Here is a 22793-nt window from a genome sequence, read left to right as displayed (position 1 = left end):
TCACGGGCCTCATCGGAACAATTATGATTTCCAGACCTGTGACGGTTGGCGGTGGAACTTGGGTGGGAAATGCCTCCACGATGTTTTATGATCTGATGCTGGAGACAATCATGGATGAGGATGTAGCATGGATCATCCTGGTGGCCTGCATCATGGGCAGTATTATCACCCTGATCGAAAAGTCCGGTGGTGCCTATGCCTTTGGGCGCTGGGCGGCATCCAAAGCCAAGAGCAGAAAATGTATTCAACTCCCGACAGTGCGGATTTGGGACAGGCAAAGGTTTATATTGACAATGACAAAATAAGAGTTTATTACGATTTCGGGGAAGAGAAAAAGCTGTGGGTTCCCGAGGTTATGACCAAAAAGGTCTACGAGGAAATGCTTCTTCCTGCCCTTTCTTCATCGGAAAAGAGAAGAATAGGAAGATTTTATCCTCTTTATTCTAAAGATGACAAGCCCGAAGATTACAACAGCAAGCTGAAAAAATATCCTGTTCTTGAAAAAGAAGCTTTATATATAATGACAGACGAGCTGCCCGAGCGTTTTTATGAAGAAATCTACAACTATATGGTAGAAATCGGATATGAAAAAGAGCAGTATTTAGAGGATATGAAAAGCTTGGGTATTGAGGTAGCCGAAGGAGAGGCTTCTCCCGGCTTTAAAATCCCCGTTGAATATAAGCTTGATAATGACGGCTTTAGCGCTAAGGTGCTTACCTCTATGATAACTGATAAAAATGACAGCTATCATTTAACCGATATTGCTTTGCTCAGTGGCTTCAACACAGGCATTGACACTGAAAACTCCTACTATCTTGTGCCCGACGGCTCGGGAGCCTTGATTAACCTTTTTGACAATAAAAGCGGAAGCTTCAGCAAGGTTCTTTACGGCTATGACTATACGGTGCAGAAAAATCAGTTTTCGCAGGTTGCTCAGAATGCCATTTTCCCTGTTTTCGCACAGGCGCACAGCACAAACGGATTTTTTGCAATAGTGCAGACGGGGGACGAAGCCTGCACCTTGCTTGCAAACAAGAAGGGCAGCAATCTTTCAAACAATATTTACGCTCAGTTTAATGTATGCGCAACAGACGTCAGCGTTACAGGGGAAAGCCTGAGAATAAAGCCCTATAACCTTTATGCCAACGGCTATATTAAAGCAGAGCCCGAGGTTAAATATGTTTTAACTCCCGAGCATACTCAAAGCTATTCGGCTATGGCTAATTATTACAGAGACTATTTAACCAAAAAAGGCGACATAGAAAAGAAAAAGGCTCAAGGCTCAATCCCTTTATACATTGACTTTTCGGGAGTATACGAGAAAAAGGACAGCTTTTTAGGCATACCCTATAACAATAAAATTGTGCTGTCAACTCTTTCGGGAATAAACAGCGCTCTTGATTATTTATATGAACAGGGCATAACAAACGTAAATATCCGTCTTAACGATTACACCAAAAACGGACAACAGCTTAATGCGGGTACAAAGCTTGGTCTTTATTCAAGGGTTGGCTCTTTAAAAGAGCTTGAGGCGCTTGCTGATAAGCTTGAGGACAAGGGAAATACAGTTTATATTGATAAAACTGTTCTTCTTTCGGACAAGCATAGCTTTTTCGGAAGCTTCTACTCTCAAAGAGATGCATCAAAAAGGCTTAACAGAACGATAGGAATTAAGCACACCTACGATTTAGTAATAAGAAAGCCCGAAGAGAGTATAAATTCTCAGTATTTGGTTTCACCTAAAAAATATGAGCAGTATGCTCAGAGCTTTTTAAATTCCTTACCCGAAATAAAGGGAATGGGAATTTCGGAAAGCTACGCAGGACAGATTTTGTTTTCCGATTTCAATTCAGAGAAAGCCTATACAAGAAGCGATGCAGCGGCAGAGCTTGAAAAGGTTTTGGAGCAGTACAGTAAGGATAACAGCGTAATTACAAATACGGGTAATTTCTACACCTTGAAATATTCCGATGCCTTTTTAAATATGCCTTTGACATCTTCATCCTATCTTGTTCAGGATGCTCAGGTGCCTTTCTGTCAGATGGTGCTTCACGGAAGCATTGACTATGCAGGAAATGCTGTAAATACTGCAAAAGAGCCTAAATATATGATTTTGAAATCGGTAGAAAGCGGAGCTTCTTTATATTACAGCTGTATAGAAAAGAAAGACGGCGAGCTTATAAACACCGACTTTGAAAAGTATATATCGGCAACTCCCTTTGATAATTCAAAGCAGGAGATTTCAGAGCTTTATAAAAAGTATAATGAGGCTTTAAGTGTAACCTACGGACAGTATATAAAAGCTCACGAATATATAAATGAGTTTGTTACAAAAACACTTTACGAAAATTCAGTATGCGTTATTGTAAACTATTCTTCTCAGACCGTTAATGTTGACGGTACTGAAATTGCGGGTATGGACTTTGCAGTTATAAAAGGATATAATAATTAGAGAGGAGGAATAATTAAGAATGCGAAAAGGCAAAACAATGAGCGTTGAAAAACAGCTTTCAATTTACGGATACATATTTATTATTCCTCTTATTTTCGGAGCCTTGTTTATCTGGCTTCCCAATATTATCTCTTCTTTTAACTATACAATCAATGAGCTTACCGTTACAGCGGAGGACGGCATTGTTCTCTCCTTCAGAGGCTTTGAGTATTTCAAAACAGCTCTTACTCAAAACGCAGAATTTATTCCTCTGCTTTTATCCACTTTGCAGACAGTGGTAGCTCAGATACCCATTATAATTATTTTCAGCCTTTTTATTGCAGTTATATTAAATCGAAAATTTTTCGGAAGAACTGTAGTAAGAGCTATATTCTTTATCCCCGTAGTGCTTGTTTCGGGTGTTGTATCCAATACGGCATCACAGACAGGTCTTATGGATATTATGTCCTCAGCGGCGCAGACAGGCGGAGAAGAGAGCTTTGAGCTTGCATCCTCTGTAAGTATGCTGCTCACCTCCTTGAATATGGGAGAGGGCGTTACCGAGTTTATTTCCTCGTCAGTAGAAAATATAAGCGAAATAGTGCAAAGCTCAGGCGTTCAGATATTTATTTTTATAGCGGCGCTTCAGGAAATTCCCACCTCTCTTTACGAGGCTTCGGAGGTAGAGGGCTGTTCAAAGTGGGAGTCCTTCTGGAAAATAACCTTCCCTATGCTGTTGCCGCAGATATTGGTTGTAACAATATACACCTTTGTAGACTGTCTTTCAGACAGTACGCTTGATTTGTATAAATATCTTGACAGCCTTGCTTTCTCACAGCAGCAGTATTCCTATGCTTCCTCTATGTACTGGCTATATTCTCTAAGCCTTGCGCTTATAGTGTTAATTGTTGCAGGAATTGTAGGCGCTGTAAACCGTTCAAGCAGAAAGGGGTTGAGTTGATGAAGCGTTCCTTTATTAAAAAGAAAACTCTCAAAAAAATCCCCGTTGACATTATTTGTTACATTCTTCTTTTCGGACTCTGCTTTATTATTCTTAAGCCTTTTTCGGTAAAGATTTTATCTGCTTTTATGTCGCAGGACGATTTAGTTGATATCACAGTACAGAACATTCCTAAAAACTGGAGTCTGTTTCACTGGGAAACAGCCTTTAAAGGCTTGAGAATAGCAGATGCAGGCTTGAAAACACTTCTTTTGTCAACACTTGCCGCAGTTATACAGACTATTTCATCGGCTATGGTAGGCTACGGACTTGCAAGATTTAAGTTCAAGGGCAGAACGCTTGCCCTGGTAATTGTAATGGTAATAATGCTTATACCCTCTCAGGTTACCGAGATTTCACAGTTTATGTATTTCGGATTTTTCGGAATAGGCAGTTTTCAGTTAAATCTGTTAAATACTCCCTGGATGACAGTTCTTTTATCAATCGGTACCTTAGGCTTTAAGCAGGGACTGTATATCTATTTTTACAGAGCCTTCTTTATGGGACTTCCCGTAGACTTGGAAAATGCCGCTTATATTGACGGCGCATCGGTTATGAAAACCTTCTGGCAGATTATACTGCCAAATGCGAAGGCTATTATGTCTACTGTATTTCTGCTCTCTTTCTGTTGGCAGTGGACAGATGTGGACTTTGCAAAAACCTTTCTTGATGTATACAGGCCCCTTACACTCTCGATAGAAACAATCAATGCAGAAACTATTGTATCAACCGCTATTTCAAGAAATGCGGCGGCTGTTTTGATAATTCTGCCACTTATTGTATTGTTTTTAATATGTCAAAAAAATCTAATAAAAAGCCTGTCCCAAAGCGGATTGGCAAACTAACGGAGGTAAAAAAATGAAAAACACAAAGCTTCTAAAGGCAATCTGTATGATTGCGGCGCTTGTTATGTGCCTTGTTATTGTTACAGGCTGTAACAGCAAAAAGCCTACTGATTTGACAAGCAGCTCCATTCAGGACTCTTCATCAGATGCAGACGGCAACACTGATTCATCAAATGACAGCACCGACTCTTCCGATGCCACAGATTCTTCTTCTGACGGTAACGGGGCAAGCTCAGGCACACCGTCAAATTCAGGTAACGGCTCATCCTCCGCTACCACAAACGATAAAATCGTAAGCCTTAAGGGACAGACCTTTGTTATCGGCTCAGGATTTTTCAATGACCTTTTAGACCCTGCAACAGCAGAGCTTATTGAAATTATCGAAGAAAAATTCGGCTGTAAAGTAAAAATCAACTATTTCTGGCCCAGCCTTTCTGCTATGCAGAAGAAAATAGCTTCCGGCGATAAGGTTGCCGATATCGTTGATATGCCTGCAGATCTTATGTATCAGAGCGCTATGGCAGGTTATCTTAAGCCTATGAATACTCTTTCAGGTATAAACGTAAACGATTCAAGATGGATAAGCGGTGCTAAAAACCTTGCAACCTTCAAGGGTAATACCTGGGGTGTAAACTGCTGGTATCCCCCCTCTGCAAGAACAGCAATTATCTATAACCGTGACCTTTTAAAGAAAAACAATATAACACAGAATATGGAATCCCTCGTTAAAAGCGGCGGCTGGACCTTTGCAAAATTAAAGGAATATGCAAAGGCTACCACAAAGGATACAGACGGCAACGGCGAAATTGATACCTATGGCTTCGGCTTCGCAGATTCAGGCTATGCTGCAATCAACTTTATGGCGGCAAACAACGGCGGTCTTGCAAAGGTTGCTTCAAACAAAGTAAGTGAAGCTTTCTCAAGCCAGAATTCTATCGAAGCAATAAACTTCTATAATGACCTTGTAAATGTTGATAAGGTTGTAAAGCTTACAGCGGAAGGAAAGCCCGCTGATATGGACCAGCTTTTTGTTGACGGTAAGCTTGCATTCTATCTTTGCGAGTCCTGGAAGGCTGTTCAGGTTGTAAAGCCCAAGGCAGACAAGCTTGACTACGGTATTCTTCCTATGCCTAAGGGTCCCAAGGCTTCCGACTATGTAACATCTGCAGAAAACTATCCCGAATTCTTCTGCATTACATCTACAAACAAAGAGCCTGAAAAGGCAGTTTCCGTACTTAACTATATTGCAAAATATTACGCTTCTGCAGGTCAAGGCGATTGGTGGCTTGAAGATGTAGTTGCTAAGGACTATTTCAAAGCAGGCGACAAGGCAAGCCTTGAAATGTACAAGCTTATAGTTGACAAGAGTGCTATTGACGTAGGCTTTATCGTTGACAGCTTAAGACAGGGCTTCTATACAGAGGTAGTTGAAAAGAGTATCTTCCAAAAGCAAATCACACCCTCTGCGGCAATAGATAAAATTAAGGGCTTATATCAGAAAGAGCTCGACAGTGTATTCAACAAATAGTATAAAAAGGTACAAATATTGCCGGGGGTTATTAAGTGAAAAACGAAAAATGGATTTGGATTGAAGAAAAATATAATAACAGACCCGAGCTTGTTATTTTCAGAAAAAAGGTATTTGTTGACAAGGTGCCCAAAAGTCTTGAAATAAATATTGCGGCGGACAGCAGATACCTTTTGAGAATAAATTCAGCTATAGTAAGCAGAGGTCCGGCAAGAAGCACGGCAGAAAAAAGATATGTAGACAGCGTTGATATTGCCCCCTATCTTACACAGGGAGATAATGTAATCACAGCAGAGGTAATTCACTACGTAGGAAACAAGCATATTGCCAACTTGTTTTTGGCAGGTCCCACCTCAGTACCCGCTACCGAGCAGGGCGGCTTGCTTATATACGGAGACGAAAGATTTTGCACAAATTCGGAGTATAAATGTATAAGGGCGCAGGGATATCTTTTCGAGGAGGACAAGATAGCAGGCTATTTAGGCTTTTTTGAAAAGGTTATTGCCTCTGAGATGCCCCGCAATTTCACACAGCTTGATTTTGATGACAGTGCGTGGATAAATGCCGTTGAAATATTTGGAAACGAGCCCTTTATTTATTACGGGCTTTCAAATGTATGGCAGCTTGAAAAGCGCAGTATTCCAATGCCCTACGAAGAGGAATATACAGACGTTAAAATAAACAGATTCAGCGGCGCTTCTTTTGCCACAGAGGATAAAAAGAGCTTTGACTTTAAAGCAGGTCAGGACGGCTTTATTGAGCTTGATATGCAGACTTATTTCACAGGCTATCCCGTTATTTTAGTATCGGGAAGCGCTGAAACCCATATCACCTATTCTGAAAGCTATATGTTTGACGAGGGTTATAAAAAGGAATTAAAGCTTGTGCGTGACGACTTTTCAAGAGAGGGTGCGTATCTTACGGGAAGCGTTGATACCTACCTTTCAAGCAAAGAAACAAGCGTATACACGCCCTTTAATTACAGAGCCTTCCGATTTATAAAGTTAGAGGTTAAAAACGCAAAAGAAAATGTACATATAGAGCTTTTGCCCTTTATACGTACAGGCTATCCTCTCAAGGTAACAACTGAGTTTTCCTGTAATGACAGCATTTATGAAAAAATGTGGCAGGTCAGCATACTGACTCTTAAAAGCTGTATGTATGAAAGCTATATGGACTGCCCTCATTACGAGCAGATGCAGTATATTATGGATACAAGCCTTGAAGCTTTATATACTGCTATGCTGTCAAGAGACGGCAGACTTGCCAAAAAGGCGCTTTGCGATTTTGCGGATTCGCAGACACAAAGCGGACTTTTGACCTGTAATGCTCCCTCTAATATAAGGCAGATAATACCGGGCTTTTCTCTCTTCTTTATCTATATGCTTGAAGATTATTATATGTATAATTCTGACGGTGAGCAAGCAGTAAGAGAGCATTTGCCTGTTGTTGAGAAAATTCTTAACTTCTTTTTAAAGCATATTTCCGACAACGGCTTGCTTGATAATACAGGCTTCTGGCAGTTTGTCGATTGGGCAGACGAGTGGGATGCCGGTATACCTGTTAAAGAAGACAAGGAAAACGTTATTTACTCTATGATGCTTGTGTCGGCGCTCCGCAGTGCTTCAAGGCTTAACCGCTATGTAGGAAGAGCCTGCACAGCCTCTGAATATGAAGAAAAGGCAGTAAAGCTTTCAGAGAGCATAAATTCCCTTTGTATTGATGACAATGACGGAATGTACTATCACGAGATAGGGGAAAGCAAAAAATCTCAGCAAGCGCAGGTATGGGCAGTGCTGTCGGGACTTTGCACAGGAGAAAAGGCTACAGAGATAATGAAAAAGGCTGTAACTGACTCAGAAATGATAAAATGCTCCTTCTGTATGCACTATTTCCTATTCAGAGCATTGGAGAAAACAGGGCTTTACAGCTATGCTCAAAAGCTTTGGACACCGTGGCAGGAAATGCTCAAGGTAAATATCTTTACCTGGGCAGAGGACTCTGTCAACTGGAGAAGCGATTGCCACGCCTGGAGTGCATCGCCTCTTTATGAGTTTGTTGCCTGCGGACTTGGTGTAACTCCTCTTAAGAGAGCCTTTGAGGAAATTAAAATCGAGCCTAAAATGCTGTGGCTTGAAAGCTGCTCAGGTCAGTTTGATACGGGAAAGGGTATAGTAAATATTTCTTGGAACAAAACTGACGACAAGTTTAAAATAGAGGTAAGCTCAAAGAATAAAATAAAAGCGCTTATAGTTCTTCCAAACGGCAAACAACACAGTATTGAGATTGATGGGAAAGTAAACTTTGAGTGCTAAAAAAAGCAAGAACGAAAATTTTTCGTTCTTGCTTTTTAATGTGCCAAAGGCACAATTCATGAAAGCTTTTGCTTTCAATTCATGCAATCGCAAGATTGCAATTCATTATATCAAGCCTCTGCTTCATACTTTTTCAAAAGCTTTAGTTTTTCTTCGAATAAAAGCTTTTTATCCATATTAATATATATACATTCCTTACACATTCCCGAAATATCTATACTTATCTACTCAAGACTGCACTTGCCATTATTTTGATAAATACAAAAACAGTTTTCACAATTCATACTATCACCTCAAAATTATTTAGATATACAGTATATCTATAAATAACATTATAGCACATATTTTTATTAAAATAAATTCATAATATATTTATTTTGAGGTGTTATTGTGGCTATTAAAAGTGTATCTATAAGAATTGAAGAGGAGATGCTGAATAAGCTTTCTTATGTGGCAGATTATGAAGGAAGAAGCCTTAACAGTCATATCCTTGTTTTAATCAGAGAAAGCATCAAGGCTTTTGAAAATGAAAACGGAGAAATTGAGGGCAATATAAATCCCGATGTAAATGTTAAACCAAGTCGTAAGTAAAAAATCAACTCAAGATAAGAGATAATAGATATTTGCGGTTTTTCAACTGTTCGTTATTATCTATTATCTAAAAAACGAAGACGCTTCGTAAAGAAGGAGGCTTCGTTTTCTTATAACAAAAACACCACAGATTCAAATTTAAAATCTGTGGTGTTAAAATTTTATTTTAGATATTTTGTGGGGTTAACGTTTGAACCCGAATTGTTTGTAAGCTCAAAGTGAAGGTGAGGACCTGTTGCATTACCTGTTGCACCAACTGCTGCAATAGTCTGTCCCTGAATAACCTTTTGGCCTGCTTTTACATAAAGTGCGCTGCAGTGATAATATCTTGAATAAATGCCGTTACCGTGATTAATAATTACAGCATAGCCTGCGCCTGTTTTAAGCCAGCCTGCAGTAACAACAGTACCCGCATCAACAGCAACGATTGCAGAGCCCTTAGGAGCGCCGATATCAATAGCACCGTGAAGCTTGCCCCAACGCATTCCGTAAGGAGAGGTAATTCTTCTTGAAGCTGGAACGGGCCATACAAAAGTTCCGGAAGGAGCTATGGGCTTTGTTCCGACTAAAACCTGTGCAGTAACAGGCTTTGAAAGATTAACCTTTTCAAGAACAACTCTGTCTGTTTCAACGCCGTCAATATATGTTACAGTAGCTGTAATCTTATTCTCGCCGTTTTTACCCTTTGTAGTTGTTTTACTCTGTCCTTCGTAAAGGTCATTTGTATAAGATGTTTTTGTAGTAAATTCAATTTGCTCTGTATAGGTGATTGTTCTTACAACCTTAACGCCGATATCAAGCTTGGGAGTTGCAACATAAAGCTTTTGACCTACACGCAATTTGTTTAAGTCCTTATCGGGATTAAGACTCTTAAGCTTTGAAATAGTAATTCCGAATTTTGTTGAAATTCTGCTGGGAGAGTCGCCCTTTTCAACAATATAAATATTGTCGTCAGAAGGGGTTGCAAAAAGCTCTTTAAGCTCGTCGGGAGAATATATAAGGCTTCTTGCATACATATTCTTTTCAACGGTTACATCTTTGACAAATTCAACTGTTTCTCCGGGGGTACCTGTTGAATATTCTTTCTTGATTTCTTCGAGCAAATTGAGAAGCTCGGACTCTTTACGGCAAGCGCCTATAAACTCGTTATCAATAAATAAGCCGTAGCTCTGACCGATTTCTTCCTCAGCCTGAGTATAAACTGCATTGTAAACGTCCTGATTGGAGCCGATTTGATTTTTGCTTACTATTGAATAAGAGAAGGTGGGGATTTTTTCATAAAAATATTCTTCGCCCACTTTTTCGCTGATTGCATTTTCAACCTGTTCTATTGCAAGCTCATATTCCTGCTGATTGCTTACATAGCCTACGGGAACATTGTCAATTTCAACTTTAAGAGCAACAGCATAGGTCTGAGAAGCAAAAACAACAAAGCCGATAATAGCAACGCCTGCGACCTGTAAAGCTAAACGATAATGCTTTGCAAAGAACCTTGCAACTGTAAGACCTGCTTTCTTACATAAAGAAAAAAGAAGAGCAAAACAAATGAGTACACATTCAAAAAACTTTCCTACCGCACTTGTTTTTCCTGCGTAAGATGCAAGCTTGTCAATATATTTAGCAATTTTTAAGATTATTCTTTTAAGCTTTTTTGAAAATCCTGTCAATTCAATTTCCTCCTTTGGCAAAAGCTTCAGGTAGATATATTACGAATAAATGTTATTATTTTTGATTTAAAAAGTTACAAATCGGTTACAACTGTTACAATAATACACTATTTTTGTAACTTTTTCAATAGTTTGACGCAAAAATAGGCTATTATACCAATAAAAAATCAACAACTAATAACTTTTTATATATTTTCACCTGTGAGAAGGAATATATTGTAAAAAAAGGGAATGTAAAAAAAGCGCAGAGCGCATAAAACAAGTAAATAAAGTAACCATATACCATCATTTAATGAAAGAAAGAGCAAAAATTAATAGAAAAATATTTTCAGATAATTCTTTTAATAAATATACGTTTTATGCTATCTGCCAATTTCGCCCTCGGAGTACCTCTGTACACCGTCGGGTAACCGCCAACAAAAAAATTGTCGGCGCGAAATTGACATATTCTGCACATTTTTTCCTATCCCTTACAAAAAGAGGCTGTAAAAAAACGAAAGTTTTTTTACAGCCTCTTAAATTATCTTAAATTTTCCCAGGTTTCAAAAACTTTTTCTGCGTTTTCGGGCTTAACTCCGGGACCGAATTCAAACTGTGCAATACAGCCTCCGTTCTTCCAAAGCTTTTCGTAAACATTTTTAACAGCATTTTCAACATCTTCGATACTGTCGCCGGAAAGAATGTGCTGTCTGTCAATTTCTCCCCAAAAGGTGATTTTACCGCTATACCGAGCAAGCTCGTCAATGCCCATACAGAATATCTGTGAATTGAGAGCATCAAGACCTAACTCAATGAGCTTAGGATAAATTGCCTTAACACATCCGTCTGAATGCATAAAGGTTTTTTTACCGTATTTTTTTGCTATGTTTATATAATCACGGTACATAGGCATAAAATACTTGTCCCAGAGCTCAGGAGAAATCAAAAGATTGTTTTGAGAGCCCCAATCGTCCATAAGCATAATTGCATCAACGTCAGTCTGCGCCCAAAAAGTAACGGCTTCACAGTAAAAAGCGTGCATTTTTTCCATAAATGAAAGCATTTCTGCGGGCGGGTCAAGTAAATCCATGTAAAGATTTTCTGTGCCTCTTATAAACTGCAGCTGTTCAAAGGGACGGGGGAAAAAGCCCGACATAACAAAGCAATCGGTGCTTTTGCAAAATTCATTTACCTTTTCCTTGTCAAGTGTCAGCATTTCTACGGGAATGTGAACCTGTGAGATATCACACCACTCGTCATCCTTGACTATAGGCTCTTTAACCTCTCCGATTATTCCGGGATGTATATTTATGAATTTACAGCCCCATTCGTCAATATATTCTCCCATCTTATAGGGAGAGCCCTCTGTTTTAGGCTCTTCTTTATAAATACAGGGCGCTGATACAATATCATCGGGATATTTATCCGCTATTTTTGATAACGAATCGGGGTAATTTGTTCTTGCCCAAGGTAAAACCCATAGCTGACGGGGTACTCTGTCATTTGTATTTTTAAATTCAAGGGTGTTTTTTACAAGTTCTCTGGATGTCATAAAATCATTCCTTAAAGAGAAACGACTGCCATAGAACAGTCGTTTCTGCAAAATATAATTATAATGGTTATAGTTAGTCGAAAAAGTAAATAGAAATACTTTTTCGACGCCAAATCAATGATTTGGAAGCAAATTTTCGAAGAAAATTTGACAATAACCATTGCAATAAGCGTTTCGACAAACAACACTCATTATGCGTTTGTTAAAACATAATTTCTGATAGCAATCAAGTCAAGCACGTCTGTAGCGCTGTCGTTATTAACGTTGATAGCTGCTACGCTCTCTGCAGAAATCTCAGCGCTTGAAAGGAGATAGCTCTTTGCATAAAGAATGTCTATAAGCTCAATTTTTCCGTCGCCGTATACGTCGCCTGCAACAACTGTTTTGTAGGTGCTTACTGTGCCGTTTGAGTTGATTTCAACGGTAAGACCTGTTCTTGCTATAGCTTCATCCTCTAAAACTCTTATAGAGCTGTTGCCAAGCAATACAGCGGAATTAAAGAAGCTGTCAACAGCCTGTCCGAGTGTAAAGCCGTAGATAACGTTGCCTGCGATTGTGTTTTCGGGTAACTGAACGAAGTTATTGTATTTTGCAGTGTCAACTTCCATTTCGAAAGCGCCGCCGCCTGCTACTGAAAGGGTTAAGCCCTTATTTCCTGCAAAGGGGAATTCAAGGCCGAGATAATTTGTCTGCGCATTTTCGAAGCTTCCGATGTTTACACCGTTTACATATGCTGTAACTGTAGGCTCATTGTATACTAAGGTTACATAGTGCATCTTGTTGTATTCAAGACCTATGCCCTGAGTAACTGCATCACTTGTTCCGCTGTTCTTAAGCTCATATACAAAGCCGCCCTCTGCTGCGCTTAAGGATGCAAAAATACCTGTGCTTGCAAGGATGGGGGAAACTGAGTCTACACTCCAGTTAAGAACTATTGAAGCCCAACCGCCTTCAAGGGATTTTACGTTGAAGCCGTAGGTCCATACGCCTGTTGACATAGGAGCGAACTTGTTTGGCATTGCTGTATATACTGACATATGGTCGCCTGCTGTGAACTTTAAGTTTGCTTTGTCATATGCTCCGGAAATCTCAACAGCGGAAGTGTTTCCTACTGTTTCCCAATCTGTTGTATTGGTATCAATGATTATTCCGCAGTTTCCGCCGCCGCCCACTGTAAGTGTCAAGCCTTCAAGACCTACGAGTGCAAAGTCAAAGCCAAGCTGATTTGCCATTGACATACTGTTGTAGCTTACTAAAAGCTCGCCGTCGATATAAATATCAATTTTTCCTGTAGCTGCATCTACAAGCTTAATCTTTAAAAGATGTGATACATTAGTGTCTATTGCTTTGTTTGCAATTGCTCCGACATTTGCAGGAGCTGTGTCGGCACCGTCTCTTACTTCAATATTGCCGTTTGTAACATTGAAGAATATACCGTTTGAATGTAATGAGCCGTTGGGGGATGCTGACCAGCATAATACAAAGGGAACCCAGCCGCCTGCTAAGTTTGTTGCCTTGAATCTGAATGCAAATTCGCCGGGGGCAACGGGAGCAAGCTTGTTGGGAAGATGCGCATATTCTGCGCCCCAGTTATATGCTGCGTTAAAATCAATCTGTGCTGCTGTGCCGTTAGCGGTTACGGTTACGTTTGTGCCGACTGTTTCCCAACCGCTAACTGCTTCTGCGCTTGCAGAAATGCCAAAGGTCAATGCAAGGGACATGATAATTGCCAGAACTGTTGCTAAGGTAATTGCTCTTTTCATTTTTCTTTCCTCCTGATAATTTTTTATTTTTATTATTTCTGAGCTCTTTTTCTAACACTTAATACGCATACAAAAGCGCAAAGTATAAGTGATATCATAAGAACTATAGCCCACATTGAAACAGAGTCTCCTGTGTTTGCGTTGCCTGTGTATTCGTTTGCAAAATAATCCTTTACTCTTGTATCTCCGTCAAACATTGAAATTGTTGCAATTGCAGAGGCTTTTGCTGAGTAATCGGTTATTTCGTCACCTGCTACGTCAAAGAATTTAATCTGAAGGTCGTCTGTTGCATAAAGATATGCTAAAATCTCTTCTATTGTAAGACTGCCGTCAAAGGAGATTCTATCATCGTTTATAGTTACAACAGTATCGTCAAGAGAAACAATTTCGGAAGAAGAATAATCGTTTAAATCATCTTCAAGAGAATCGTAGGGAAGAGGGTCTTCCTCGTTTATATAGCTTACTTCAAATTCAGAGGATGCATCGGCGCTTCCGAAGAGGGACATTGTAAGCTTTTCTTTTTCAAGAAGAGGAATAAATTCGGGAGCCTCGTTAGCGATAATAAGCTGGTCATTCATTTCTACGCAAATTTCATCGTTTTCATTTACGTAAATCTTAAATCTCATTTTCTTTCCGTACTTTGTGAAGGTATCGCCTGCGCTTTCCCAAAGGGGAGTTGCGCCCATACCGCTTTGACCCAGATGCTTAACCTGAACACTCAAGTCGCCGCCGAATATAATAGCAAGACCTTTTGTATTAGCCGCATGGGTTTCTATTCCGTCAGAGAATAGGAATGCGTGCCAGTCGGTAGGACCTTGGTCAACGATTTTAACAGAAAATTCAATCTTTTTATCGTTTTTAGCAAGCTTTGTTACTGCAATACCGTCTACAAAGGTACAGCCTTCTTCAAAATAAATGGATTGAACGCCGTCCTGTTCATAAACTGAAAGCATTGAGGAGAAGCCTGTTCCTGCCATTGCGGAGGGAACAAAATCTCCGTCCTCATAGCTTAAAACCTTCTTGGGCTTTAAGTCGATGAGTGTTTCAAAGTTGCCGTTTGAGTTGCCTGAGGTATATGCAATAACCAAATCGTTTTCCATAATGGAAACGAAATCGGGATTTGTAATCTGAGCAACCTCAAGTCCGTCTACACATACAGTAACCTTTTTGTCAGTACCCTCTCCGCTGAGGATAAATGCAAACTGCATCTGTGCGCTGAGAGAATAGCCAAAGGTTGCTATCTGACGGTTGTCAGCATTTCCGAGAGAATAATTTAAGTTTACCTCACCGTTTCCGCCGCTGCCGCCGAAAACTAAGCTTATTGCCTTTGTATTAAGGAAATCGCCTGTAATTCCGTTTGTAATAATTACTGAGGACCAGTCGGAGTCGGGGTGAGTAATTTCTGTTATATTCATAACAAGCTTATCTGTCTTGGGTAGGTTTACAGAGTTTGTAACCATATTCCAGGAGGGAGCGCCTGCATCACTCTTGAAAACTGTCTTATATCCGTCTGCGTAATTTTTAACTCCGCTTATGTCGGTTGCAGGGTTAAGCGCTGTGCTTGTCCAGAAAAGAGTGTTTTCGTTGATTTTTGCAATAGTGCTTCCAAGCTCGTCATATTTTGAATCAATTACAGCTTGTGAGGAGCTTGCATCGTTTGCAATAGCTTTACTTGCACTTATAAGTGCAGAAAGCTCTGCGTAGCTTACAGCTTCGGAATGGAGCTTTACTAAAAGCTTCTCTGCTGCCTTAATTCTTTCATTTAAGGCAGAGGGATTTCCGTTTTTAACTATTGCGGCACGGAAGGATTCTGTTGCTGTTGTAAGCTGAGCAACTAAGCTGTCAATCTCAGACTGAGGAGCTGTCTTGCTGTCCAAAGCGGCTTTAACGCTGTTAAGAACTGCTAAAAAGCTTTCTTTAGCGGCTGTGGGAGCTTGAGAATAGTCAGTTCCCTCTGCTGTATTGTCATAAAGCTCTTTAGAATCTGTATACATACTGTTCAATACGTCCTTATCAGGTGTAGGAACAATCTGCGAAACAAAAAGCTCATATGCAGCCTTAAGATTTTCATATACCGATGTAATCTGTGTAGGTGTTGATGCGTTGTCAGCATAAGTATTTTCAGCCGCACTCAAAGCGTTTCCAAGCGCCTGCTTCTGAGCTGCTGTTACCTGTCCGTACTCGGCTACAGAGGCATTACCTACTGTACTGTCATAAACAGGCTTTACAGTATCAATAAGTGATTTTAATTCGGATGCCTCTCTGTATACGATAGAGGTGTCAATGTCCATTTCAAAAGCACCGCCGCCGCATACTGCGAAGGTAATTCCGTCATAGCCTACAAAAGGATATTGAACGTAGAATGCGGATTGCATAGAGGGATAGCTGTATTCTGCAACCTTTGTTCCGTTTACAAGTACTGTGAATATTCCTGTAGAATTACATTCTACAACTACTCTGTAATCACGGTTAAGCTCGATTTCATACGGGCCGCCCACAACGGTTTGCTGATTTTTAACGCTCATGGTATAGCCTGTGCTTCCGCCTTGCTCAAAGACTAAGAATACACCGCTGTTGGAAAGAGCAGGGGAGCCGAGAGTAACCTCCCAGCACAAGTTCATCATAGCCCAGCCGCCGTCAAGGTTTTTTAAATTACAGACAAAGCTCCAAGCACCAAATGAAAAGGGCTTAAAGCAGTGGGACATCTGCGCATAAACGGAGGTATGGCTTCCGCCTGTAAACTTCAAGTTTACATTGTCCCCGTTTTCGTCTATCTGAACATATGAAGCATTACCTACTGCCTGCCAGGAGTTTCCGTTTGCATTGATATTGATAGCAATAGAAAGAGTGCAAGCAAGTATAACTAAGGTAATTGCAATAGATAGAAGTCTTTTTTTCATAATCTGTCACCTTCTTAGCCGTTATATGAATTATATGCACTCTGATAAATGGAAACAAATTCTTCAACGCCGAGTCTCTTAAGCTCTGCAAGATAATCGTTCCAGCCTGTGTCAATGTTCATATCGCCCTTAACAAAGGCAAGACCTGTATTGTAAGCGTAGCTGTGTATCGGGTCTGCAAGGGTATTAAGCTTTGCGCTCTGTACCTTTGTAAAGAACAGATGAGGGATAAATTTGCTCTGAATAAGAGGTCTGTAAAGGGAGTTGCTCATTCCCTCGTCTATATCACGGAAGAATTTATCTGCTTCGGTCATCTTTGATGCATCTTTTTCTGCCCAGACATTCTTTGCAGCAAGAGTGTACCAGGAAGGAAGAACGTATCCGGGAGCAATCTTGTATCTGTCAGAGTCTGTCTTCTTGGGAAGAATTTCAAGCTTTCCGTTTGAAAGCTTCTTATAGAAGCCGCTGCTTGCACTGCCGTATTGCTCGAATACGTAGCCCTCTGTTGTAAAGAAGTAGTCAACCCATCTCAAAGCAGCTTCAACCTTGCTCTTATTCTTATCCTTAAGAGCAGAAGCGGTTATTACAAATGCAAAAGGATAAATCTTTTCACGCTGACGAGCCCAGACAGTCTGCTTTGAATCAGCTGTGCTCTTTAAAGCGGGAAGCATAGTGTAGTTCTTAAGCTCTTTTTCGCTGAGAGTTGTTGTTCCTGCAACTGCAGTAAATACGCCAACCTTACCTGTTCTTGCTTTTCCTGCAACAGTTGCTTTGCCTTCAAGTACATTCTTGTCGCAAAGGCCTTCGGAATATAAAGTCTTATAGAATTTAATTGAATCTCTGTATGCCTCTGTTGCCATAAAGTAACCGATTTTATTGTTGCTGTCAACATACATACGGTCTGTTGTCCAGTCCCAAGCAAGTCCCTGAGGAGCGCCTGCAAGCATAACGTTGAAAAGACTTGTAGCAATCGGGATTTCGTCCTTCTGTCCGTTTCCGTTGGGGTCACCGTTTTTGAACTGTCTTAAAACGTTCAACAGCTCAGAATATGTTGTAGGCATAGGAAGAACAAGATTTTCAAGCCATGTCTTGTTTATATACATCTTCTCGGGGAAAATTGTGTGGTCATCAACTGAGTGAATTAAGGGTACTGAGTAGATATGTCCGTCGGGAGTGGTAACACTCTTTTTAGCAACGCTGTTTTGCTCAAGAGCAAGCTTAACGTTGGGAGCCCACTGAGAGAGCATATCTTCAATGGGAACAAGCATATCCTGTCCGCCGTAGGTGATAATGTCTGTTGCGGAAAGACCGTCAATCATACACATAACATCGGGGGGATTTCCGCTCATAAGTGCAAGGGAAGCCTTGTTGTTTCTGTCTGATGTGGAGAAAAGCTCCCAGTTGATTTTAATGTTTGTCTTTTTCTCGTATTCCTTTGAAAACGCCATAGTGTCAAATTCACCGTGCATTGACGTTTTCTCCGCCATAACGGTAAGCTCGATTTTATCCTTTACAATGGGGAAGCCGGAGGTGTAAGCATTACCTACAAGCTTTCTTTCGGTTTCTACGCCCTCGTTGCCTGCGTCGGGGGTTATGTTGGGAGTTTCACCGGAAGGAGTTTCGTCGGAGGTGGAGTCGGAGCTTGTTGCATTGTCTGTCGAGGAAGAGCTGTTGTTAGTGTTTCCGCCGATAATATCGGAGGAGGTTGTTGCGCCGTTCTTTCCGTTACAGGAAACAAACAGCATTAAAACAGCGAGCACCAAGCAAACAATTCTTAGTTTTTTGTTCATAGTTGAGCATATCCTTTCTTTTATTTAATCGGTAACAATTTTTCCTGAGCAATTTGAATGTACTTCAATTTTCTTTGAGGTGTTGCTTCCGGATACTGTATTTCCGCTTGATGTTATATCCTTTGACATTCCTACGAAAATTGCGCTTTTGGGAGTAAGTCCGTACAATGATCCCAATTTATTTGCTCCGTTTTTAAGAGCATTTTCAATTGTGTTATTTGAAATTTTAATACCCGTACAGTTTGTTACGAATATTCCGTAAAGCTGAGTGTTTTTAATAGTGTTATCGGATATAACGATATTTTTGTTTTCAAAGCAGGAGTAGAAGCCTTCAACACCCGCAGGATGCGCAACTCCGATATGTATTGCACCAAGCATATCGTTTTCAGCCCATTTAAGCATATTTCCGCTGCTGCCTGAGCCTGTTATTTTATTGTTTTTAATAGATACGTTAACGGCAAAGGAGGACTCGCACCAGTATATGTCAGCGTGGGCAACTATAGCTGAGCTTGTGTTGTTTTCAAAAACATTGTTTTCAATTACAATATTCTGACCTTTGACTACAGCGCCTCTTGCTCTGTTGTTTTTAAATGTGGAGTTTCTGATTATTCCGCCGCTTCCCACTCTGTCAACACTTGTTATATGGTCGCCCTCTTTTACGTTGAGAGCTTTATCAAGTGTTATTTCATATACAAGAGTGTCGTCCTGAAGTGTTTTATCGTAATTTTTATATGCGGCAACAATTTTTGATTTTAAAGACGCATCGTTTTTCTTTTTAAAGGCTGTTATTTTTGCCTTGCCTACGGATAAGTAGCCGTTGTCCTTAAAGCCTTCAACTGTTTCGCCCACATCAAGAGGTGTGTCCCATTTTGGAGTTACAGTAAGTACGTTTCCGTTTACTTTTAAAACGTGGAAGAAGAAGCCTTGAATGTTTACGCCGTCATCTGCGCTGTTGCTTACGGTACAGCCGTCAATCAGCGGACCTTTTTTAACATTTCCAAAGTGGAAAACGTCGCTAAGCACCGTCATAAGAGGCTTTCTGTTAGCTGATATAACTTCACCGGGGATAACCTTTACATTTTTTATTGTGCTTCCGCCCTCGCCTGAGGACTCGCTGACAACTGTTCCGGGGGACTGATAAACAGTAATATTTTCATATTTTGTTCCCGCACAGTTCATAGCATTAAAGGTAGGAGCGCCCGCCCAGTTAAAGAGTGTAATTCTGTCCCCAGCCTGAGGAGCACGTACACCGTCACGGGTACCGAAGGTCAAGGTCATAGTAAGACCGTTGCTGCCTTCTTTTTTTATGTTTTCATATGCGTATGTATGGCTTGCGCCCTCAATGAGATTTCCGTTACTGTCAAAGAGCATAGAGTATACAACCTTTGACTTGTCAAAAATCCAGGAAGCGCTGTTTGAGTAGCCGTCGTCAACCTTCATTTTAACTGTACTGCCCGAAACTGACTGAACGACACCCTGAGTATAAACCTTGGGGTCATAGTCGACAGTTAAATCTTTAAAGGTAAGATTTTTACAGCTGTTGAGGTAAAAAGCGCCGACATTTCTTGTATATACAAGCTTTGCGCCGTTTCCCTTTATTGTCATATTGGAAATAGAGTTGAAATTAACAGTGCTGTCAAGCTTATATATTTTGTTTTCAAGCTCTAATGTACAGGAAAGCTCTTCTCCTCTTATCTTTGCCGCAGAGATTTTTATTCCGAGACTTTTGACAGCTTCATTTAAAACTGCAGAATCGTTGCCTGCATAAGCGTATTCCGAAATATTTACCTTCATCTCTTTCTTTGTAAGAGGTGCTTCGGAGGAGGATGTATTATTTGAAGCTCCCGAAGAAGAGGGCTGACTGCTTTGAGCCTCGTCTTGTGTAGTGCTTGACTGAGCTTCTGATGATGTGTCCTGTGTCATTTCCATACCGCTTTCCGTAATTTGTGATGAATTGAAGCCTTCGTTGTTTTTTGCATTACAGGAGCAAAGTAAAACCAAAACCAAGGTTAAAATAAGACATTTAAGCTTCATAGGTGTTTCCTCTTTCTACAATGCTTCCTGTGCAGGTTGAGTGAATGTCAACCGCCTTTGAAATCTTATTACCTGTAACGGTGTTGTCTGTTACGGTAACATTTTTTGACATACCTACGAAAATAGCACTTGAAGGAGTAATTCCGTAAAGCTGTCCCACTGTTCCTATACCGTTACAGAAGGGATTTTCGATTGTGTTGTTTCTTATTGTTATGCCGTCACAGTTCATAGCGGCTATTCCGAATGCTCGGCTGTTGGTAATAGTATTGTTTTCTATAAGTATGTTTTTGTTTTGCATACACTGATAAAATCCTGTTACGTTGTTGGGAGGTGCTACGTTTATAAGGATAGCACCTATCTGGTCCACTCTGCCGTCAAGGATTATATTTGAGCTTATTGCACTTGCATTGATTGTGTTGTTTCTTATGATTACATTGGTGGGGAAGCCCGACTCACACCACAAAATATCGGCATGTGCAACTATTGCGGGATGTGTTGTGCTTTCAAAGGTGTTATTTTCAATTACAATATTCTGACCTTTAACTACAACGCCTCTTGCTCTGTTAAGTCCGAAATAGGAGTTTTTAATAACTGCGCCTGCGCCTATTCTGTCAAGAGAGGTTATATGGTCGCCCACCTCTACGCCTATTTCTTTATCAAGAGTAATTATGTATACAAGGGTATCGTCGCCTAAGGCTTTGTCATAGTTTTCATATGCAGCTAATATTTCAGGTGTCCACGCGGCATCTCTCTGTGCCTCAAAAGCTACTACCTTAGCTGTACCTGTTGATACATAGCCTTCGTCCTTGTAGCCCTCTATAGTTTCGCCCACTTTGAGAGGTGTATCCCATTTGGGAGATACTATAAGCTCATTTCCGTTTACTCTTAAAACGTGGAAGAAGAAGCCCTGAATGTTTATGCAGTCATCTCCGCAATGAGTTATTCTGCAGTTGTCAAAGGTTGGACCCTTGCGTACGTTTCCAAAGTGAGTTCCGTCTCCGTTGGCGCTGCGAAGTCTTTCTGCCGTTGCGCCCTCAGGCTTAGGACCGGGAACTATGCTGAAGTTTTTCAGATACATATTGCCTTCACCGCTTGACTCGTTGAGAGCAAAGCCGGGAGAAGAATAAACAGATACATCTATAAAGCTTGTTGTATCACAGTTTGTTACGATTATTGTGCCGGGACCTCTGTGGAAGAGAGAAATGTGGTCATCAACGCTTAATTTTCTTCCGCCGTTTTCTTCACCGAAAACTTTAGTTAATTCTATTACTCCGTTTCCTTTTTCAACAGCATCTACAAATGCGTAGGAGTGGGGAGTATCCTCAAGTACTGCGCCTGTCTCTGAATTATGAATGTTTGACCAGATGTTTCCGTCATTTCCTTCTTTATTATTAAGGAAGCTTGCATCACTGCGGTAGCCCTCGTCTATTTTCACAGTTACACGCTCACCGTTTATGCCTGTAACAACGCCCTGTGTAAACACAAGAGGGTCATAATCCATAGTAAGATTTCTCACAGTGAGATTAGAGCCGTTATACAAATTCATTCCCACAACAGTCTGTGTAAATACAAGCTCTGCACCGTTTCCGTCAATTTCTATATTACTGCCTGTAAAATTCAAGGTCGAAGAGAGTCTGTAGGTTTTGTCCTTAAGATTTAGCACGAATTTTTTGTTTTCTCTTGCCGCAATTGCTTCGTTGCTTCTTGTTGTTAAAGTGCTTAAAGCCTGTGTCAATACCGCTGTATCATTTCCCAATGCTTCAAAATCGGAAATGCTTACATTTACTATTTCCATTACGCTCACATCCTCGGGGGTTAATTCTACTTTTTCATTAAGCATATATCTTTGCAAAAGTATCATATCAAATACATTGAGCTTTCCGTCCTTTACAATATCTGCCGCCTCAAAGCATTCGCCTGAGAGATATGTATCGTACAAAACTCTTTTCTTTATTGTAAGAAGGTCGGTAATTCCTATTTGACCGTCACAGCTTACATCGCCGTATATTACAGTCTTATAAAATTCTGATTTTCCGTTTTCGTTTACCTCAACCAAAAGACCTGTTTTGAGAGCCTGTGTCTGCTCTGAAAGCTTAACGGAGCTATTGCCTAAAATAATACAGGAGGAAAGGAAATCACTTACTGTATCTCCAACCTCAAAGTCTACTATGTAATAGCCGTTTAATCTGTTGTTGGTAAAAGTAACGTTTTTGTCGTATTTTGCAGTGTCAACTTCCATTTCGAAAGCGCCGCCGCCTGCTACTGAAAGGGTTAAGCCCTTGTTTCCTGCAAAGGGGAATTCAAGGCCGAGATAATTTGTCTGCGCATTTTCAAAGCTTCCGATGTTTACACCGTTTATGTACGCTGTTACCGTAGGCTCATTGTATACTAAGGTTAC

At 40.5% G+C, this 22793-nt stretch carries 13 protein-coding genes; 6 read left to right on the top strand and 7 right to left on the bottom strand.

Features of this window, described 5'->3' with window-relative positions; all coding sequences use genetic code 11:
* Positions 1–238: 238 nt before the first annotated feature.
* The 6 genes from E7480_07275 (at position 239) to E7480_07250 (ending at position 8710) form a co-directional block, all read left to right on the top strand.
* Positions 239–2452, top strand: coding sequence for a hypothetical protein (locus E7480_07275; GenBank protein ID MBE6904393.1), 2214 nt, complete (start codon positions 239–241; stop codon positions 2450–2452).
* Positions 2453–2471: 19 nt separating this feature from the next.
* Positions 2472–3392 carry a sugar ABC transporter permease gene (locus E7480_07270; protein MBE6904392.1) on the top strand — a complete coding sequence of 307 codons (921 nt, stop codon included), beginning with the start codon at positions 2472–2474 and terminating at the stop codon, positions 3390–3392.
* A complete protein-coding gene (locus tag E7480_07265) occupies positions 3392–4276 on the top strand; it encodes a carbohydrate ABC transporter permease (GenBank protein MBE6904391.1) in 885 nt (294 codons plus the stop codon). Before E7480_07270 ends, E7480_07265 begins: the two co-directional genes overlap by 1 nt.
* Before the next feature lie 13 nt (positions 4277–4289).
* A complete protein-coding gene (locus E7480_07260) occupies positions 4290–5804 on the top strand; it encodes a hypothetical protein (GenBank protein ID MBE6904390.1) in 1515 nt (504 codons plus the stop codon).
* Positions 5805–5839: 35 nt separating this feature from the next.
* Positions 5840–8119, top strand: coding sequence for a hypothetical protein (locus E7480_07255; protein MBE6904389.1), 2280 nt, complete (start codon positions 5840–5842; stop codon positions 8117–8119).
* 390 nt (positions 8120–8509) lie between these two features.
* On the top strand, positions 8510–8710 hold the full coding sequence (locus E7480_07250; GenBank protein MBE6904388.1) for an Arc family DNA-binding protein: 201 nt from the start codon (positions 8510–8512) through the stop codon (positions 8708–8710).
* A 161-nt stretch (positions 8711–8871) separates the two neighbouring features.
* Here E7480_07250 and E7480_07245 read toward each other — a convergent pair whose 3' ends face one another.
* The 7 genes from E7480_07245 to E7480_07215 form a co-directional block, all read right to left on the bottom strand.
* Positions 8872–10377: a M23 family metallopeptidase gene (locus tag E7480_07245; GenBank protein MBE6904387.1), complete on the bottom strand. Its 1506-nt coding sequence runs from the start codon at positions 10375–10377 to the stop codon at positions 8872–8874.
* Positions 10378–10897: 520 nt separating this feature from the next.
* The gene (locus E7480_07240; GenBank protein MBE6904386.1) at positions 10898–11908 is read right to left on the bottom strand and encodes a methyltransferase; all 1011 of its coding nucleotides are present in this window, start codon (positions 11906–11908) and stop codon (positions 10898–10900) included.
* A 191-nt stretch (positions 11909–12099) separates the two neighbouring features.
* A complete protein-coding gene (locus tag E7480_07235) occupies positions 12100–13671 on the bottom strand; it encodes a hypothetical protein (GenBank protein MBE6904385.1) in 1572 nt (523 codons plus the stop codon).
* A 32-nt stretch (positions 13672–13703) separates the two neighbouring features.
* Complete coding sequence (locus E7480_07230) at positions 13704–16571, bottom strand: hypothetical protein (protein MBE6904384.1); 2868 nt, start codon at positions 16569–16571, stop codon at positions 13704–13706.
* 14 nt (positions 16572–16585) lie between these two features.
* Positions 16586–18361: an extracellular solute-binding protein gene (locus E7480_07225; GenBank protein MBE6904383.1), complete on the bottom strand. Its 1776-nt coding sequence runs from the start codon at positions 18359–18361 to the stop codon at positions 16586–16588.
* A 24-nt stretch (positions 18362–18385) separates the two neighbouring features.
* On the bottom strand, positions 18386–20395 hold the full coding sequence (locus tag E7480_07220; GenBank protein MBE6904382.1) for a hypothetical protein: 2010 nt from the start codon (positions 20393–20395) through the stop codon (positions 18386–18388).
* The coding region (locus E7480_07215; GenBank protein MBE6904381.1) for a hypothetical protein at positions 20385–22793 on the bottom strand (2409 nt) is incomplete at its 5' end. The genes E7480_07220 and E7480_07215, both read right to left, overlap by 11 nt.

It is taken from the genome of Oscillospiraceae bacterium, assembly GCA_015067255.1.
Lineage (GTDB): Bacteria > Bacillota > Clostridia > Oscillospirales > SIG519 > SIG519.
The sequence above is the reverse complement of the archived record's forward strand: the minus strand, read 5'-3'. Positions and strand labels throughout refer to the sequence as shown.

What these genes read in the sequence shown, in the direction of transcription:
- E7480_07275 (MBE6904393.1), top strand. Translation starts at nt 239, where the DNA reads ATGTATTCAACTCCCGACAGTGCGGATTTGGGACAGGCAAAGGTTTAT.
- E7480_07270 (MBE6904392.1), top strand. Translation starts at nt 2,472, where the DNA reads ATGCGAAAAGGCAAAACAATGAGCGTTGAAAAACAGCTTTCAATTTAC.
- E7480_07265 (MBE6904391.1), top strand. Translation starts at nt 3,392, where the DNA reads ATGAAGCGTTCCTTTATTAAAAAGAAAACTCTCAAAAAAATCCCCGTT.
- E7480_07260 (MBE6904390.1), top strand. Translation starts at nt 4,290, where the DNA reads ATGAAAAACACAAAGCTTCTAAAGGCAATCTGTATGATTGCGGCGCTT.
- E7480_07240 (MBE6904386.1), bottom strand. Translation starts at nt 11,908, where the DNA reads ATGACATCCAGAGAACTTGTAAAAAACACCCTTGAATTTAAAAATACA.
- E7480_07235 (MBE6904385.1), bottom strand. Translation starts at nt 13,671, where the DNA reads ATGAAAAGAGCAATTACCTTAGCAACAGTTCTGGCAATTATCATGTCC.
- E7480_07230 (MBE6904384.1), bottom strand. Translation starts at nt 16,571, where the DNA reads ATGAAAAAAAGACTTCTATCTATTGCAATTACCTTAGTTATACTTGCT.
- E7480_07225 (MBE6904383.1), bottom strand. Translation starts at nt 18,361, where the DNA reads ATGAACAAAAAACTAAGAATTGTTTGCTTGGTGCTCGCTGTTTTAATG.
- E7480_07220 (MBE6904382.1), bottom strand. Translation starts at nt 20,395, where the DNA reads ATGAAGCTTAAATGTCTTATTTTAACCTTGGTTTTGGTTTTACTTTGC.